Genomic DNA, 16,097 nt, shown 5'->3' on the forward strand with positions numbered 1-16,097 from the left:
ACAATAAGTGGAGTTTGCCCCCATGCCCCCTATCGTTCTGGTGCTCAACGGCCCGAACCTGAACCTGCTCGGCACTCGTGAACCGGCAACCTACGGTCACGAAACCCTGGCTGATATTTCTGCTCTGTGCGGCCGCGCTGCCGAAGAATTCGGCCTGGCCGTGGAGTTTCGCCAGACCAATCACGAAGGCGAATTGCTCGACTGGATTCATGCGGCACGCGGCCGTTGCGCCGGGATCGTGATCAACCCGGCGGCGTGGACGCACACCTCGGTGGCGATCCGCGACGCGCTGGTGGCCAGTGAGTTGCCGGTGATCGAAGTGCACCTGTCCAACGTGCATGCGCGTGAGCCATTCCGCCACCACTCGTTTGTCTCGGCCATCGCCACGGCGGTGATGTGCGGCTTCGGCAGCCATGGCTATCGCCTGGCCCTGGAGCATTTCAGTCAGCGACTGAAGGGGCGCGCAGCATGACCCGTAAACCGGTAATACTGGCTGGCCTGATCGGTGCGGGTATTCAAGCCTCGCGCACGCCAGCACTGCATGAACATGAGGGCGACGCCCAAGGCTTGCGCTACCTGTATCGGCTGATTGATCTCGATCAGTTGCATCTGGACAGCAACGCCCTGCCCGACTTGCTGCAGGCGGCCGAGCGGATGAACTACACCGGCCTGAACATTACTTTCCCGTGCAAGCAGGCGATCATCCCGCTGCTCGACGAACTGTCCCCGGAAGCCCGGGGCATCGGCGCGGTCAACACCGTGGTGCTCAAGGACGGCAAACGCATCGGCCACAACACTGATTGCCTGGGTTTTGCCGAAGGTTTTCGCCGAGGCCTGAAGGACGCTGCGCGTGAACGTGTCGTCCAGATGGGGGCCGGCGGTGCGGGAGCGGCAGTGGCCCACGCGCTGCTGAGCGAAGGCGTACAGCAACTGAGCATTTTCGACGTCGACCGCGAACGTGCCGAGAGTCTGGCGAACAACCTCAACCAGCATTTCGGCTCAGGCCGCGCGGTGGCCGGGCGAGATCTGCCGGGCACGCTGAATCAGGCCGATGGTCTGGTGAATACCACGCCGATGGGCATGGCCAAACTGCCGGGGATGCCAGTGCCGGTGGAGTTGCTGCGCAAGGAATTGTGGGTGGCGGAGATCGTTTACTTCCCGCTGGAAACCGAACTGCTGCGCAACGCCCGCGCGCTGGGTTGCCGCACGCTGGACGGCGGCAACATGGCGGTGTTTCAAGCGGTGAAGGCGTTTGAATTGTTCAGCGGCGTGGTGCCGGATGCGCAGCGGATGCTTGCGCATTTTCAAAGCATGAACGGCTGAAGATAAACATCGATCCTGTGGGAGCGGGCTTGCTCGCGAAGGCTGTGTGTCAGGCGCCAGATGTATAGGCTGACACGCCGCTTTCGCGAGCAAGCCCGCTCCCACATTGGATAGGTGTCACGGCTGCAAGTAGCGCAACACCGACTCGCAGATCATCTCGCGATGACGCTGCTTGATGCTTTCGTCCGGCAGGTCGATCTGAAAAATCTCACCGAACGTATGGCGGTTCGAGACGCGGTAGAAACAGAACGAACTGATCAGCAAGTGCACATCCAGCGCGTCCAGCCCGGCGCGGAAGACCCCCTCCTCGGCACCGCGCCGCAAAATCTCGCCCAGTGAATCGAGGATCGTATTGTTCATCGCCTTGATCGTGTCCGAACGCTTCACGAACTCGGCGTTGTGAATATTTTCGATACAGACGATGCGCACGAAATCGACGTTGCGGTCGTGGTGATCGAAGGTGAATTCCACCAGTCGACGGATCGCCACCACCGGCGGCAACTCGGCCAGGTGCAGGCGGTTTTCGGTGCTGCGGATGTCGCCGTAAAGCTTCTCCAGCACCTCGACGTACAACTGCTCCTTACTGCCGAAGTAGTAATAGATCATGCGTTTGGAGGTGTGGATACGCTCGGCGATCGCGTCGACGCGGGCGCCGGACAAGCCCTGCTGGACGAACTCGACGATCGCCTCCTGCAGGATGTTCTCGCGGGTTTTTTCCGGGTTGTTCTTGCGACTCTTGCGCGGCTCGATACCGGATTCGACGGGAGCGGCGGGGAGTTCTGAAGTCATTGTCATTGCGGGCTCACGGCCATCACTGCACAGGTTGGCGATTATGGGCCGCGCTGCACAGTGAAGGAAGCCACGCGGCTCGTGTTTAATCCCGCGTTTACGAAATTCCTACAACTTCGCCTGACGCACCGCACCGCTGCGTGATTTGGCCATCGCCGCCAGACGGACCGCAACGTTCGCCGCACCATAACCGGCATAGCCGTTTTTACGCTGGATGATCTCGAAGAAGAAGCGCCCCTCGAACGGCTCGGTGTACACGTGGAACAACTCGCCGCCCTGCGCGTCGCGGTCGTAGAGCACGTTGTAGTACGCCAGCTCGCTGAGGAACTCGTCGTCGAAATCGAAGCGCGCGGCGAGGTCGTCGTAATAGTTGAGCGGGATATCCAGCAACGGCACACCGGCTTCTTTGGCGCGGCTGACTTCGGCGAAGATGTCATCACAATCGAAGGCGATGTGATGCACACCGGAGCCGCGATAACTCGACAGCGCGTGGGAGATCGCGGTGTTGCGATTCTCGGAGATGTTCAGCGGTAGACGGATCGAGCTGTCGCGGCTGCGCAACGCCCGGCTTTTCACCAGACCGTACGGATCGGGCAGCACCACTTCATCGTCGGCCTCGAAATCCAGCAGGCTCTTGTAGAACAGCACCCAGCTGTCGAGGCTGTCGGCCGGCAGCGCCATGGCCATGTGATCGATGCGCTTGAGGCCGCCACGGGCCTGAGCGTTCGGCAGCAGATTGAAGTCGGTGCCATAAACGTCCGCCGCCTCATCCACCAGATAAATCAGGCTGCCGTCCGGCGCACGCACCGCGGCCAGTTCCAGTTCGTTGGGGCCGACCAGGCCGCGATAGGGCTGGCCCTTGTAGGCGACGGCGCGGGCCAGGGCGCTGGCGCTGTCCTTGACCCGCACAGCGGTGGCACACAGCGACGGGCCGTGGGCCTCGAAAAAACTGTGGCCGAACGAATACGGCTCGGCGTTGAGGATCAGGTTGATATCGCCTTGGCGCAACAGGCTCACACTCTTGGAGCGGTGCTGCCCGGCCTTAACGAAGCCCAGGCGCTCCAGCCAGTTGCTCAGTTTGGCGCCGAGGCTTTCGTCGACGGCGAACTCGAGAAACTCGATGCCGTTGTACTCGCTGGCCGGCGGCGTTTCGAAGAGGATTTCACGGTTGGCCACTGGCGTTGCTTGCTGTTCCAGGCGCTGACGGGTTTTCTCTTCCAGATACAGCAGCGAACGCAGACCATCGGCGGCGTTGGCCCGTGGTGGCGCGGCGCGGAAGCCATCGTTGAAGATCTCCAGCGACAACGGCCCGGTGTAACCGCTCTGGATGATTGGCGCGAGGAACCCCGGCAGATCGAATTCGCCCTGCCCCGGGAAGCAACGGAAATGCCGGCTCCACTCCAGGACGTCCATGGCGAGGATCGGCGCGTCGGCCATTTGCACAAAGAAGATCTTGTCGCCAGGAATGTCGGCAATCGCGCTTGGATCACCTTTCAGCGACAAGGTGTGAAAGCTGTCGAGCAGCACGCCGAGTGCCGGGTGGTCGGCCTGGCGAACAATGTCCCAGACCTGTTGATAAGTATTGACGTGCCGGCCCCAGGCCAGCGCTTCATAGCCGATACGCAACCCGCGAGCGCCGGCACGTTCGGCCAGCAGCCGCAGATCATCGACGAGAATCTGCCGGTCGCCGACGCTGTCCGCCGAGGCGTTGCTGCAGACCAGCACCAGATCGGTGCCCAGCTCCTGCATCAGGTCGAATTTGCGCTCGGCCCGCTCCAGATTGCGCGCCAGCCGATCACGGCGGCAGCCTTCAAAATCGCGGAACGGCTGGAACAGGGTGATGGCGATCCCCAGGTCAGCGCACATCTGCCTGATTTCCCGCGGGCTGCCGTCGTAATACAGAAGATCGTTCTCGAAGATCTCGACGCCGTCGAACCCGGCGGCGGCAATGGCTTCGAGCTTTTCCGGCAGGGTGCCGCTCAGGGAAACGGTGGCAATGGAACGCTGCATGTTGCTACTCCCGGACTGCGCTGCAGTTTTTTTACAGGGGATCATTTTTTATCGTGAGGAAATTATTGGCTGCATCGTCTTCAGCAGCAATTTAAAGTGTACCAGCCGGTTAGTTTTGCGTGCGATTATCGAACACTATGGCGTTTCGGCGAATTGACGATTTTTCGTCCACTGCCCACCATCGACTTCACATTGAGTCCGGAAATGAACCTTCGGTCGCAGTGCGTGCAAACAACACCACATAACAAATTCAAAAACGGGTGGAACAATGATTCCTTCACAGACTTCCCGCATGGCCCCGGCCATGAGCACTGCCACGGGTGGCATCGGCGACAAGATCCGCGGCGCCATGGCTGTCGGCAAGACCCGTTGGGGCATGCTGGCGCTGGTGTTTTTCGCCACGACCCTGAACTACATCGACCGCGCAGCCCTCGGCGTCATGCAGCCGATCCTCGCCAAGGAAATGAGCTGGACGGCGATGGATTACGCCAACATCAACTTCTGGTTTCAGGTCGGCTACGCGATTGGTTTCGTCCTGCAGGGACGCCTGATCGACCGGGTCGGCGTGAAACGCGTGTTCTTCTGCGCAGTGCTGCTCTGGAGCCTGGCTACCGGCGCCCACGGCCTGGCGACTTCGGCGGTGGGCTTCATGGTCTGCCGATTCATCCTCGGCCTGACCGAAGCAGCCAACTACCCGGCCTGCGTGAAAACCACCCGGCTGTGGTTCCCGGCCGGCGAACGTGCAGTGGCCACCGGCATCTTCAACGCCGGGACCAACGTCGGCGCGATGTTCACGCCGATGCTGCTGCCACTGATTCTTCACGTGTGGGGCTGGCAGGCGGCGTTCCTGTGCATGTCGGCACTCGGCGGGATCTGGCTGCTGTTCTGGGGCCTGAAGTACTTCAACCCGGAAGACCATCCAAGCGTTAAACAGTCCGAGCTTGAGTACATCCAGCAGGAAGTCGAACCGGAACAGGCCCGCGTACCGTTTTCACGCATCCTGCGCATGCGCGGCACCTGGGCCTTCGCCCTCGCCTACTCGCTGACTGCGCCGGTGTTCTGGTTCTACCTGTACTGGCTGCCGCCGTTTCTCAATCAGCAATACAACCTGGGCATCAACGTCACCCAGATGGGTATTCCGCTGATCATCATCTACGTGACGGCCGACTTCGGCAGTGTCGGCGGCGGCATTCTGTCTTCGTTCCTGATCGGTCGCGGCATGAACTCGATCAAGGCGCGGCTGCTGTCGATGTTCCTGTTCGCCTGCTGCATCATCGGCGTGATCATGGCCGCCGGCTCAAGCAATCTGTGGGTCGCCGTCGCGGCAATCTCCCTGGCCATCGGCGCGCATCAGGCCTGGACTGCGAACATCTGGAGCCTGGTGATGGACTACACGCCCAAGCACATGATGAGCACGGTGTTCGGTTTCGGCGGCATGTGCGCCGCGATCGGCGGGATGTTCATGACCCAGATCGTCGGCCACATCCTGACCGTCACCCATAACAACTACACGGTGCTGTTCACGCTGATCCCGGCGATGTACTTCATTGCCCTGACCTGGATGTACTTCATGGCACCGCGCAAGATTCCAGACGTCACCGAATAACCTGCCTGCACCCCTCCCCCCTGTGGGAGCGGGCTTGCTCGCGAAAGCATTTAGTCAGTCACTGAAGATGTCGACTGATCCACCGCCTTCGCGAGCAAGCCCGCTCCCACAGGGTTATTTATCTCTCTCATCTGCGGCTCTGCTGCCAAGCCGCCGCCAGGCCGCTGCAGCAGATCACCGCAATGCCGATCACCGTCAACAGACTCGGCGTGTGGTTGAACACCACCCACCCCAACAACCCGGCAAACACGATCTGGCAATAACCGAACGGCGCCAGCAATGCCGGCGCGGCATGGCGGAACGCCTGGGTCAGAAACAGGTGCGCGGTCATCCCGCAGCTGCCCAGCGCCAGCATCAACACGGCGTGAGACAACGTTGGCACTTGCCAGAAGAACGGCACCAGCGCGCTCATCACCAAGGTGTTGCACAACCCGGCGAAGAAGTTGCTGGTGGTCGGGCTGTCGATTTCCGCGAGCTTGCGCGTCAGCAGTTGATAGAAGCAGAAAAACAACGCCGAGCAGAACGGCAGCAGCACCGCCGGGGTGAACAACTCGCCTCCCGGATGGACGATGATCAGCACCCCGATAAAACCGCAGATCACCGCGATCCACTGCCCGCGCGTCACCCGTTCCTTGAGCAACGGCACCGACAGCGCCGTCACCAGCACCGGCGCGAGAAAGTTGACCGCCGTGGCCTCGGCCAGCGGGATATACAGCAGCGCCGTGGTGAAAAACAGACTGGTGCCGAGCAGGCACAGCGCCCGCGCCAACTGCCATAAAGGTCGTTTGGTGCGCAGCACGCGCAACCCCGACTGTGGCAGGAAAATCCCCGCCATCAGCAAGGTGTGCACCAGATACCGCGCCCAGACCACCATGATGATCGGGTAGAAACCCGAGAGGTATTTCGACAGCGCATCGTGGCTGGAGAACAGGAAAGTCGCCACGACAATCAGCAAGATCCCCTTGAAGGGTTGGTTGACACCGGAGAGCGGGGTGCTGACGGTCATTGGATATCTCTGAAGGAAAAATAAACAGTGGCGAGGACGCTGGCGCCCCGCCACAAAAACTGACTTATAACTGCGCCAACAATTCCCGCGTCCTGTCGAGCGCCATCTGCGCTCGTTGCAATCCGCTGACGCCCTGCTCCAGCAGTTTTACCGTGGGGATCTCCAGGCTCAGTGGAATATTAGCTGGCAGACTGCGCAACAAACCGTGCAGGTCACAATCGCCCTCGCCGGGAAACCGCCGCTCATTGCGCGCCTGACGCAAGATCTCGGCCATGTCCGCCGGTCTCGGTCCCGCCACATCACACAATTGCGCATAACGCAGGCGCGCAGGTGCGACGTGGGCCAGATCCTCCAGCCGTGAACCGGAGCGATCGAAATGAAAGGCATCGACCAGCACCGCGGCGTTTTCCCGGTCGGCATTGGCAACGATGCGCAACGCCTGTTCGAGGTTGCACGCATCGGTCCAGGGCATGAACTCCAGATGCGGATGCAAACCGTAAGGCGCCGCCAGATCACATAGCGCGGCAAAGTTGTCGGTGAGCCGTTGCTCGTCAGGATCATTGCCGGCGACCAGTAATTCACTGGCGCCAAACTCCGCGCCGACGGCCAGCAGCTTCTCGAAATCGGCAACCACGGTGTGCGGTTTCAGACGCAGGATTTCCACATCGAGCACAGCGATGCCAGTGTCGCGCAAACGCGCCAACGTCTGACGCCGTAAGCCGCCATCGGCCACCAATGGAAAGTGATATTCCTCCGCCGTCGCCGGCTCCAGGCGCAGACCGACATGGCTGTAACCGGCACGCGCCGCCACCTCGACCATTTGCGGTGGCGACAATTCGAGTACGGTGAGACTGGCCAGAGACAGGATTCGTTCGTTCATGCTCAAGCCTCGACCGCTGCCGGGGAACAGGCACGGCCGCTGGCCGCCGCTTCACGAATCGCCTCGACCAGCGCCAGGGTTCGCGCGGCATCGGCGGCACTGACCAAGGGTTCGACCTCACGCCGCGCGACCTGCACAAAATGCTGCAGCTGCAACCGCAACGCGTCCCCTGCCTCACACTGTTCTTGCTGCGCGATCAGCGGTTCGTGCCAACCGGCATCGACTTGATCGGCAGCGTAATGCCAACGCTTGAGTTGCGGAATGCTCAGCGCCCCGGCGGTGCCCGCCAGCAGATAACACGGCTGATCGTCCTGACGCGGATAGACCGGGTTCTCCCCGGAGTTCAGCTCCCAACTCCACGGCGCGGCAACTGCATCGGAACCGCTCAGCGTGCCCAGTGCACCGCCGGCAAATTGCAATAACACCGCGACACTGTCTTCGTTGGCAAAACCCCGCACCGCGTTGTCGGTGACGGCCTGCACCGATTGCACTTCACCGCACAGATGACGCAGCAGATCGAGGTCGTGAATCAGATTGGTCAGCAACAGGCCCGCCCCCGGTTCACGGCGCCACGGGATCTCGAAATAACGGTCGGGTTTGCGTAACTGGAACAGTGCGGTAACCGTGGTCAGCCGCCCGAGCGCGCCGCTGCGCAACAACTCATGGGCGCGCACGATCAGCGGATTGTGCCGCCGATGATGGCCGACCAGCACCGGCACGCCACAGCGTTTGACCGCCGCCACCAGCTCACGCACCTCATCCAGGTGCACGCCGACCGGTTTCTCCAGCAACACCGGAACCCCGGCGGCGAGGCAATCCAGCGCCGTGCTGACGTGCTGATTATTCGGATTGGCCACGATCACCGCATCGGGCCGTACCTGCTCCAGCATCTGCCGGTGATCGGCGAAATACGCCACGCCCCACTGCGCCGCCAGCGCGGGAGCCTGCGGACCGGGATCGGCCACTGCGCACAACCGGGCTTCTTCTAGGGTTTGCAGGTGCTGGTAATGCTGCTGGCCCATGTTGCCAGCGCCAATCAGGGCGATACGAAGGGGCGAAGTCAAGGGGCGATCCTCTTGTGATTGTTGTTGGAAATGTCACTCCAGCAACAATTTAGAACCGCGTTCCACAATCAAACACCCAGTGATGGGAAAACCGTGCGGACACCGCACAACTTCGTACTTGATGCTCAACCTGTAGAGCTGCCGAAGGCTGCGATCTTTTGACTTTGATTTTCAAGATCAAAAGATCGCAGCCTGCGGCAGCTCCTACAGGGATCGGTGCGAGTCAGACGAACAATTCGGACGCCAGGCTCGCCGCCGACAATTCCTCCGTGAACCGCATCAGAAGCGGCGCCAATTCGTGCAGCCGCGCGCCGGGCATCCGGGCGCTCGGCCCGGCAATGCTCAGTACGCCGATCACTCGCCCGTCAACCGGATGCTTGACCACCGCGGCAATCGCCGAGGTGCCCACCGCCGAACTTTCCTCGACACAGGCATAACCCTGTTCCCGCGCCAGGCGCAGGCGCTCCAGCAGTTCGATATTGGAGCGCGGCGCATTCGGCCCGACGCCCACCGGTACTTCCGCGCCCTGGCGCTCGACCAGCGACAACGCCTCGGCATCGCTCATGCAGGCCAGCCACGCATGCCCGGAAGCGGTGTAGAACAACGGCGCGTCGCGGCCCATGTCCGGGTCATAACGCAGGCCCGTGCGTGCGCCCTGCGCCTTGGCGATCCAGGTCTGGCGCTCGCCATCGATCACCCCCAGACGCACCAGTTCACCGGTTTCCTGCGCCAGTCGATCCAGCACCGGTTGCACGATGTCGGCACCGCTGCTCGACAGGTACTGAAACCCCATCGCCACCAGTTTGGTCGACAGGTGATAGCGCAAAGTGTCGGCATTCTGCCGCACGTAGCCCAACCGAATCAGCTCCGCGAGCATCCGGTGGGTGGCACTTTTCGGGATGTCCAGTTGCTCGGCCAGCGTCTGCATCGGCAGCCCGCGCGGCTCACTGGTGAGGCTTTCCAGCACGCTGAAAACCCGTTCGATCTGACTGCCGGCCATGGGAAGGTCCAAGTGAAATTTTGCCGATTCTAGAAGACATCCGAGACAAAGCGAAATCCGGAACTGGCGTGCGATAACCGCCCACTTTACTAAACCATGCCTTGTTGCAGCTGCACATCATTGGTTAATTTCCGGAACCTGATTCCAATAAAACCCAGCTGCGGAGCTTTGCCTGATGCCTGCCGAACTTCCCGAAATCGACTGTGACGTTCTGGTCGTCGGCTCCGGTGCCGCCGGTTTATCCACAGCGGTCACTGCCGCATGGCACGGCCTGAAGGTCATCGTGGTTGAAAAAGATCCGGTGTTCGGCGGTGCCACCGCGTGGTCCGGCGGCTGGGCATGGGTGCCGTGCAATCCGCTGGCCCGACGCGCCGGCATCGTCGAAGACGTCGAGCGACCGCGCACTTACCTGCGCCACGAACTCGGTGAGCATTACGACCCGGCAATGGTCGACGCATTCCTCACCGCCGGGCCGCACATGGTCGCGTTTTTCGAACAGCACACTGCTCTGCAATTTGCCGACGGCAACGCCATTGCCGACATTCATGGCGATACGCCCGGCGCGGGCACGGGCGGTCGCTCGGTCATCGCGGCGCCTTACGACGGACGAACAGTCGGACGCCTGCTCAGGCGCCTGCGTACAACAATGCGCGAAACGTCCTTCATGGGCATGCCGATCATGGCCGGCGCCGACCTTTCGGCGTTCCTCAATCTCACCCGTTCGCTGAAAGCCGCGTGGCACGTAACCCGGCGTTTTACCCGGCACTTGCTTGACCTCGCGGTACACGGCCGGGCCATGCAACTGGTCAACGGTGTGGCGCTGGTCGCACGACTGGCGAAGTCCGCCGAGGACCTTGGCGTCCTGTTATGGGAGTCAGCGCCAGTGACCGAACTGCTGCGCGATGAAGCAGGGGTTTGCGGCGCGCTGGTCAACAGCGCCAAAGGCCCGATCCGCATTCATGCACGCAAAGCCGTGGTGCTGGCCGCCGGCGGATTCGCCAACGACATCGAGCGGCGCAAGGCCTTGTTTCCGCGCACGCCCACGGGTCATGAACACTGGGCACTGCCGCCGCTGGCGGTGAATGGCGATGGCCTGCGTCTGGGCGAAAGCGTCGGTGCCACGGTCAATACCGAGCTGGCGTCGCCCGTGGCCTGGGCGCCGGTCTCGCAAGTGCCGCATGCTGACGGCAGCATCGGCCATTTCCCACACATCATCGAACGCGGCAAACCGGGAATCATCGGCGTACTGCGCAACGGCCAGCGCTTCGTCAACGAGGCCAACGGTTACTACGACTACGTCAGCGCCATGGTTGCCGCCACGCCTGAAGGCGAAGAGGTCGCCTCGTGGCTGATCTGCAGCCGTGCCTTTCAACGGCGTTATGGCTTGGGCATGTCGCGGCCATTTCCCGTGCCGGTGTCAGGATTTATCCGCAGCGGCTATCTGAAAACCGGCAACACCCTTGAAGAATTGGCCAGCGCCTGCGGCATCGACCCCAGCGGGTTGCGCCAGACGGTGGAGGACTACAACCGCCATGCACGCCACGGCGAGGACCCGTCGTTCGGTCGCGGCGCAACGCCCTATAACCGCAAACAGGGCGATCCGGCGAACCTTCCCAACCCTTGCGTTGCCCCAATAGAGACAGGCCCCTTCTATGCCGTGAAAGTCCAACCGGGCTGCTTCGGCACCTTTGCCGGGCTCAAGGTCAACCCGCAGGCGCAAGTGCTCGATGCTCATGCCCAGCCCATCGCCGGGCTCTACGCCGCCGGTGGCGACATGGCCAGCATCATGGGCGGGCACTATCCGGCAGGCGGGATCAACCTTGGCCCGGCGCTGACTTTCGGCTACATCGCCGCCCGGCATATCGCCGGCATCACTGCTTTCGAACAGGAGATCGACCATGCAGCACATCGTTAACGCCCAGGGTTTGAACATGCCGAAACTCGGCCTCGGCACCTGGCCGATGCTCGGCGACGAATGCAGCCGCGCCGTGGAGCAAGCGCTGGATCTCGGCTATCGGCACATCGACACGGCGGCGGCCTACAACAACGAAGACGCGGTCGGACAAGCATTGGCGAACACACCGACACCTCGCGAGCAGATTCATGTCACCACCAAGGTCTGGTGGGACCAGTTGCAACCCGACGCCATGCGTCACTCGCTGGAACGAAGCCTCAAGGCCTTGCGCAGCGAGTACGTCGACCTGTTCATGATCCATTGGCAGACCACCGGCTGGGACCTGCCGCGCACCCTTGAAACCCTCGCTTCGTTCAAGGAGCAGGGTCTGGCGCGCAACATCGGTGTAGCGAATTTTCCGCTGCCGTTGCTGCGCACAGTCGTCGAGGAATACGGCATCCCTCTGTCAGCGATCCAGGTCGAGTACCACGTCCTCCTCGGCCAGAACGCCCTGCTCAACTATGCGCGCCAACACGACCTGGCGCTGACCGCCTACACACCGCTGGCGCGCAACAAGGTCTCGGACATTGCGCAGATTCAGCAGATCGCGAAAAAACACGGCGTGCTGCCGACTCAGGTCGCATTGAAATGGCTGCTGGATCAGCCCAACGTCGCGGCGATTCCCAAAGCCAGCAGCCGCGCCAATCAACTGGCGAACCTGGCTTCGCTGCAGGTTGAACTGGACGCTGAAGACCGCGCACTGATCGCCGCGCTGCCGAAAAACCAGCGTCAGGTCAGCCCGGATTTCGCCCCGGTGTGGGACGCCTTCGATCGCTGACGCACAGTGCGAAAGGAGAAATCCGCCAACGGATTGAATTAGTCGCCCACACGCTCGTCAATAACAGGCCCGCCCTCGTCACCCGAGGCCGGGCCTGTTTGCGTGTACGCCAATAGACGGACGACCGGACTGGCGCCACACTCTCACACCAGCAACACTCATCACCACGAACAGAAAGAGGATTTCCCACATGCTATGGAAAAAAGGCCGACGCAGTGACAACGTCGTCGATGCCCGTGGCGATGATACCGGCGGTGGCGGCGGCATGCGTTTCGGTGGCGGCAAGGGTCTGAGTCTGGGGGCGATTTTGCTGATCGTCGGCATCGGCTGGATCACCGGCCAGGATCCGTTGCAGATCCTCGGCCAGCTCACCGGGCAAATGACCGAGCAATCGGCACCGGCCTCGACGCAAACCCGTCAGGCGCCACCGGCCAACGACCAGCAGGCCGAATTCGTGCGGTCGATCCTTGGCGATACCGAAGACACCTGGGGCGCGATTTTCCAGCAGGCCGGCCGCCAATATAAGGACCCGACCCTGGTGCTGTTCAGCAACCGGGTGAATTCCGCCTGCGGTCTGGCGACTTCGGCGACCGGCCCGTTCTATTGCCCGGCGGATCAGAAGGTTTATCTGGACATGGCGTTCTTTCAGGAAATGGCCCAGCGCTTCAAGGCTGCCGGCGACTTCGCCCAGGCCTACGTGATCGCGCACGAAGTCGGCCACCATGTGCAGACGTTGCTCGGCGTCTCGGCAAAAATTCAGGCGGCCCGTCAGCAAGGCCGGCAGATGCAGGGCGACGGCGGTTTGCTGGTGCGTCAGGAATTGCAGGCCGACTGCCTCGCCGGCGTCTGGGCCTACCATGCGCAGAAGCGCCTGAACTGGCTGGAACCGGGTGACGTCGAAGAGGCCTTGAATGCGGCCAACGCCATCGGTGATGATCGCCTGCAACAACAGGGTCAGGGCCGTGTGGTGCCGGACTCGTTTACCCATGGCACGTCGGCGCAAAGGGTGCGCTGGTTCAAAACCGGTTTCGCCCAAGGCCAGGTCGGCCAGTGCGATACCTTCGCGGCGAAAAACCTGTAAATGCGCAAATGGCTTTTGGCTTTACTGATCATCGGCGGCAACGCCCACGCGGCGGGCGTCGATGCCATCAGCCCCGGACGCCTGCAATTCGAGGCCGGCGAAATGGCCGTCGGCATCAGCCCGGCACCGGAGAAAATCGAGCGGGTGCTGATCGTCATTCACGGTCGTCTGCGCAACGCCGAGACCTACCGCAAGAGTGCCGAACGCGCCACCGAACTGGCCGGGCAAACGGCGCACACGCTGGTGATCGCGCCGCAGTTTCTCAACGAAAGCGACGTCGCCCTGTACTCCCTGCCCAACACGTTGCTGCGCTGGAAAGGCAACGAGTGGATGGGCGGCGGGTTATCCACAGGACCGAAGCCGCTGAGTTCCTACGCGGCACTTGACGCCATCGTTGCCCGGGTCAGCGACCGCAAGCAGTTTCCGGATGTGCAGCAGATCGTGATTTTCGGCCATTCCGGCGGCGGGCAAGTGGTGCAGCGCTACGCCCTGCTGGCCAAGGAGCAACCGGCGCTGAAGGCCAACGGCATTCGCCTGCGCTATGTGGTGGCCAATCCGTCGTCGTACGCGTATTTCAACGAACAGCGGCCGATGGCGTTCGATCACGCACAGTGCCCGGGTTTCAATCGCTGGAAGTACGGGTTGACCGACATGCCGGTGTACGCCGGTGGGCAAACGCCGATGCAGCTTGAGAGCAGCTACATCAAACGCGAGGTGATTTATCTGCTGGGGCAGCAGGACATAGACCCGCAACATCCGGCGCTGGACAAGAGTTGCGCCGCCGAGGCACAAGGCGCGTATCGGCTGGAACGCGGCAAGCTGTTTTTCGGCTACCTGCTGCGCCGGCATCCGGAAGGGGTCAATCAGCGGCTGGTTGAAGTGCCCGGGGTCGGGCATAACGGCGATGGGATGTTGACGTCGCCGGAGGGGCTGAAAGCGCTGTTTGATTAATGACTTGTGGTGACTGTTGAGGCGCCATCGCGAGCAGGCTCACTCCTACAGGGGAAACGCATTCCAATTGTAGGAGTGAGCCTGCTCGCGATGAGGCCAGATCAGACAATAAAGATCTCAGACCGAAAGCATCCGCCGCAACTCGACACAATCCTGCGCATGCCAGTCCGTCAGCTCCGGCCACGGATTGTCCGGCAGATTCACCAGTACCGTCCGCGCCCCGGCCGCTCGCCCGCAATCCAGGTCAAAACGGTAATCCCCGACCATCACCATTTCGCTGGCCGGGACGTTCCAGGCTTCGGCCAGTTTCAGCAACCCGCCGGGATGCGGCTTCGGTGGCGCTTCATCGCGGCCCAGCACATCTTCCACGGCGAAGCAGTCGGCCAGGCCGATGGCGTCGAGCGTCACATGCGCGAGTTCCCGCGCATTACGGGTCAGAATGCCCAGGCGATAACCGCGCCCGTGCAGGTCACGCACCAGCTCCACCGCACCGGCAGCCGGTTTCGAACCCAGCGCCAGATCGCGCTCATGCTCCAGCAACCACGCGTGTTTCGCCGCGGCTTCATCGGCGGGAAGCGCCGCGAGGTGGGTGAGAATGTCGTCCTCGGGCGGAATCGCCAGCGCCACGCGAATCGCCGCAAAGTCATGCACGGCGACCGTCAGGGTGCCGTCCATGTCGAACACCCAGTGCTTCACATCGCTCAGGCTCATGCCCAATCCTTGCGGTGACGAATCAGGCCTTCCTGGGTCACCGACGCCACCAGTTGCCCGGCGCGGTTGTACACGCTGCCACGGGAGAACCCCCGGGAATTGCCGGCCCACGGGCTGTCCATCGCGTAGAGCAACCAGTCATCGGCGCGCAGATCGTTGTGGAACCACAACGCGTGGTCGAGGCTGGCGACCTGCATGTCTTTCTGCCAGACCGACTTGCCGTGCGGCAACATCGAGGTGGTCAGCAGACCGAAGTCCGAGGCGTAGGCCAGCAGGTACTTGTGCAGCGCCGGAATATCCGCCAGCGCACCGTCGGCACGGAACCACACGTATTTCACCGGATCGGCCGGCTGCGGGTTGTACGGATCCTTTTCGGTGACCGGGCGCACTTCGATCGGTTTCGGGCACAGCAATTTTTCGCGCATGTGCTCGGGGATCAGGTGCGCGCGTTGCTGGGTCAGTTCCAGCTCCGACGGCAGGTTTTCCGGGCCGACCACCACCGGCATCTGGCTCTGATGCTCGAAGCCTGCCTCGTCGTACTGGAACGACGCGCTGCAGGTGAAGATCGGGTGGCCCTTCTGGATCGCCGTGACCCGTCGCGTGCTGAAGCTGCCGCCGTCACGCACGCGATCCACCGAATACACCACCGGCAACTTGGCATCGCCCGGACGCAGGAAATAACCGTGCATCGAATGCACGTGGCGCGCTTCTTCAACCGTCTGACTGGCCGCCGACAGCGACTGACCGAGCACCTGGCCACCGAACAACTGACGGAAACCCAAGTCCTGGCTGCGGCCACGGAACAGGTTTTCCTCGATTGGCTCCAGGGTCAGCAGGTCGACCAGATCTTCCAACACTTGGCTCATTCAGACTCTCCTCACACAACGCTATGCCGCGCAGTCTTGGCTGCGGCGGCCCATTCAGGTTCTGGCGCGAGCCACTGT

At 62.1% G+C, this 16,097-nt stretch carries 15 protein-coding genes; 7 read left to right on the forward strand and 8 right to left on the reverse strand.

Going from position 1 to position 16,097, the window contains the following annotated elements:
• Positions 1-22 precede the first annotated feature (22 nt).
• Together aroQ and J1G18_RS05935 are read left to right on the forward strand one after the other, a co-directional pair.
• Positions 23-472, forward strand: coding sequence for a type II 3-dehydroquinate dehydratase (aroQ, locus tag J1G18_RS05930; protein WP_025108744.1), 450 nt, complete (start codon positions 23-25; stop codon positions 470-472).
• Positions 469-1,323, forward strand: coding sequence for a shikimate dehydrogenase (locus tag J1G18_RS05935; protein WP_134787379.1), 855 nt, complete (start codon positions 469-471; stop codon positions 1,321-1,323). The genes aroQ and J1G18_RS05935 overlap by 4 nt, the downstream gene beginning before the upstream one ends.
• 117 nt (positions 1,324-1,440) lie before the next feature.
• Here J1G18_RS05935 and J1G18_RS05940 read toward each other — a convergent pair whose 3' ends face one another.
• Both J1G18_RS05940 and quiC read right to left on the reverse strand, forming a co-directional pair.
• The gene (locus J1G18_RS05940) at positions 1,441-2,118 is read right to left on the reverse strand and encodes a TetR family transcriptional regulator (protein ID WP_027612854.1); all 678 of its coding nucleotides are present in this window, start codon (positions 2,116-2,118) and stop codon (positions 1,441-1,443) included.
• 102 nt (positions 2,119-2,220) lie between these two features.
• A complete protein-coding gene (quiC, locus tag J1G18_RS05945) occupies positions 2,221-4,122 on the reverse strand; it encodes a 3-dehydroshikimate dehydratase QuiC (RefSeq protein ID WP_098965733.1) in 1,902 nt (633 codons plus the stop codon).
• Between the two features lie 268 nt (positions 4,123-4,390).
• On the opposite strand from quiC, the gene J1G18_RS05950 reads away from it, so the two are divergent.
• Positions 4,391-5,728 (forward strand): MFS transporter, encoded by a 1,338-nt coding sequence (locus J1G18_RS05950; RefSeq protein WP_123588933.1) that lies wholly within the window; start codon positions 4,391-4,393, stop codon positions 5,726-5,728.
• Between the two features lie 127 nt (positions 5,729-5,855).
• Here J1G18_RS05950 and J1G18_RS05955 read toward each other — a convergent pair whose 3' ends face one another.
• From J1G18_RS05955 to J1G18_RS05970, 4 genes are all read right to left on the reverse strand, one after another.
• Entirely contained in the window at positions 5,856-6,734 is an 879-nt protein-coding gene (locus J1G18_RS05955) for a DMT family transporter (RefSeq protein ID WP_134787382.1), read from the reverse strand.
• Positions 6,735-6,798: 64 nt separating this feature from the next.
• The gene (locus J1G18_RS05960) at positions 6,799-7,614 is read right to left on the reverse strand and encodes a sugar phosphate isomerase/epimerase family protein (protein WP_135296613.1); all 816 of its coding nucleotides are present in this window, start codon (positions 7,612-7,614) and stop codon (positions 6,799-6,801) included.
• A gap of 2 nt (positions 7,615-7,616) precedes the next feature.
• Positions 7,617-8,678 carry a Gfo/Idh/MocA family protein gene (locus tag J1G18_RS05965; RefSeq protein ID WP_135296614.1) on the reverse strand — a complete coding sequence of 354 codons (1,062 nt, stop codon included), beginning with the start codon at positions 8,676-8,678 and terminating at the stop codon, positions 7,617-7,619.
• A gap of 223 nt (positions 8,679-8,901) precedes the next feature.
• Positions 8,902-9,678, reverse strand: a complete 777-nt coding sequence (locus J1G18_RS05970) for an IclR family transcriptional regulator (RefSeq protein WP_223007229.1) — start codon at positions 9,676-9,678, stop codon at positions 8,902-8,904.
• Between the two features lie 175 nt (positions 9,679-9,853).
• Between J1G18_RS05970 and J1G18_RS05975 the strand changes: the two genes are divergently transcribed.
• The 4 genes from J1G18_RS05975 (at position 9,854) to J1G18_RS05990 (ending at position 14,442) form a co-directional block, all read left to right on the forward strand.
• Positions 9,854-11,593 (forward strand): FAD-dependent oxidoreductase, encoded by a 1,740-nt coding sequence (locus tag J1G18_RS05975; protein WP_223007230.1) that lies wholly within the window; start codon positions 9,854-9,856, stop codon positions 11,591-11,593.
• On the forward strand, positions 11,577-12,410 hold the full coding sequence (locus tag J1G18_RS05980; RefSeq protein WP_223007231.1) for an aldo/keto reductase: 834 nt from the start codon (positions 11,577-11,579) through the stop codon (positions 12,408-12,410). Before J1G18_RS05975 ends, J1G18_RS05980 begins: the two co-directional genes overlap by 17 nt.
• A gap of 190 nt (positions 12,411-12,600) precedes the next feature.
• A complete protein-coding gene (locus J1G18_RS05985) occupies positions 12,601-13,491 on the forward strand; it encodes a neutral zinc metallopeptidase (protein WP_223007232.1) in 891 nt (296 codons plus the stop codon).
• A complete protein-coding gene (locus J1G18_RS05990; protein ID WP_135296619.1) occupies positions 13,492-14,442 on the forward strand; it encodes an alpha/beta fold hydrolase in 951 nt (316 codons plus the stop codon).
• A gap of 117 nt (positions 14,443-14,559) precedes the next feature.
• Here J1G18_RS05990 and J1G18_RS05995 read toward each other — a convergent pair whose 3' ends face one another.
• A complete protein-coding gene (locus J1G18_RS05995; RefSeq protein ID WP_210558617.1) occupies positions 14,560-15,153 on the reverse strand; it encodes an HAD family hydrolase in 594 nt (197 codons plus the stop codon).
• The gene (gene tesB / locus J1G18_RS06000) at positions 15,150-16,019 is read right to left on the reverse strand and encodes an acyl-CoA thioesterase II (RefSeq protein ID WP_003228466.1); all 870 of its coding nucleotides are present in this window, start codon (positions 16,017-16,019) and stop codon (positions 15,150-15,152) included. The genes J1G18_RS05995 and tesB overlap by 4 nt, the downstream gene beginning before the upstream one ends.
• Between the last annotated feature and the right edge of the window lie 78 nt (positions 16,020-16,097).

This window comes from Pseudomonas sp. MIS38, assembly GCF_019891575.1.
Classification (GTDB): domain Bacteria; phylum Pseudomonadota; class Gammaproteobacteria; order Pseudomonadales; family Pseudomonadaceae; genus Aquipseudomonas; species Aquipseudomonas putida_A.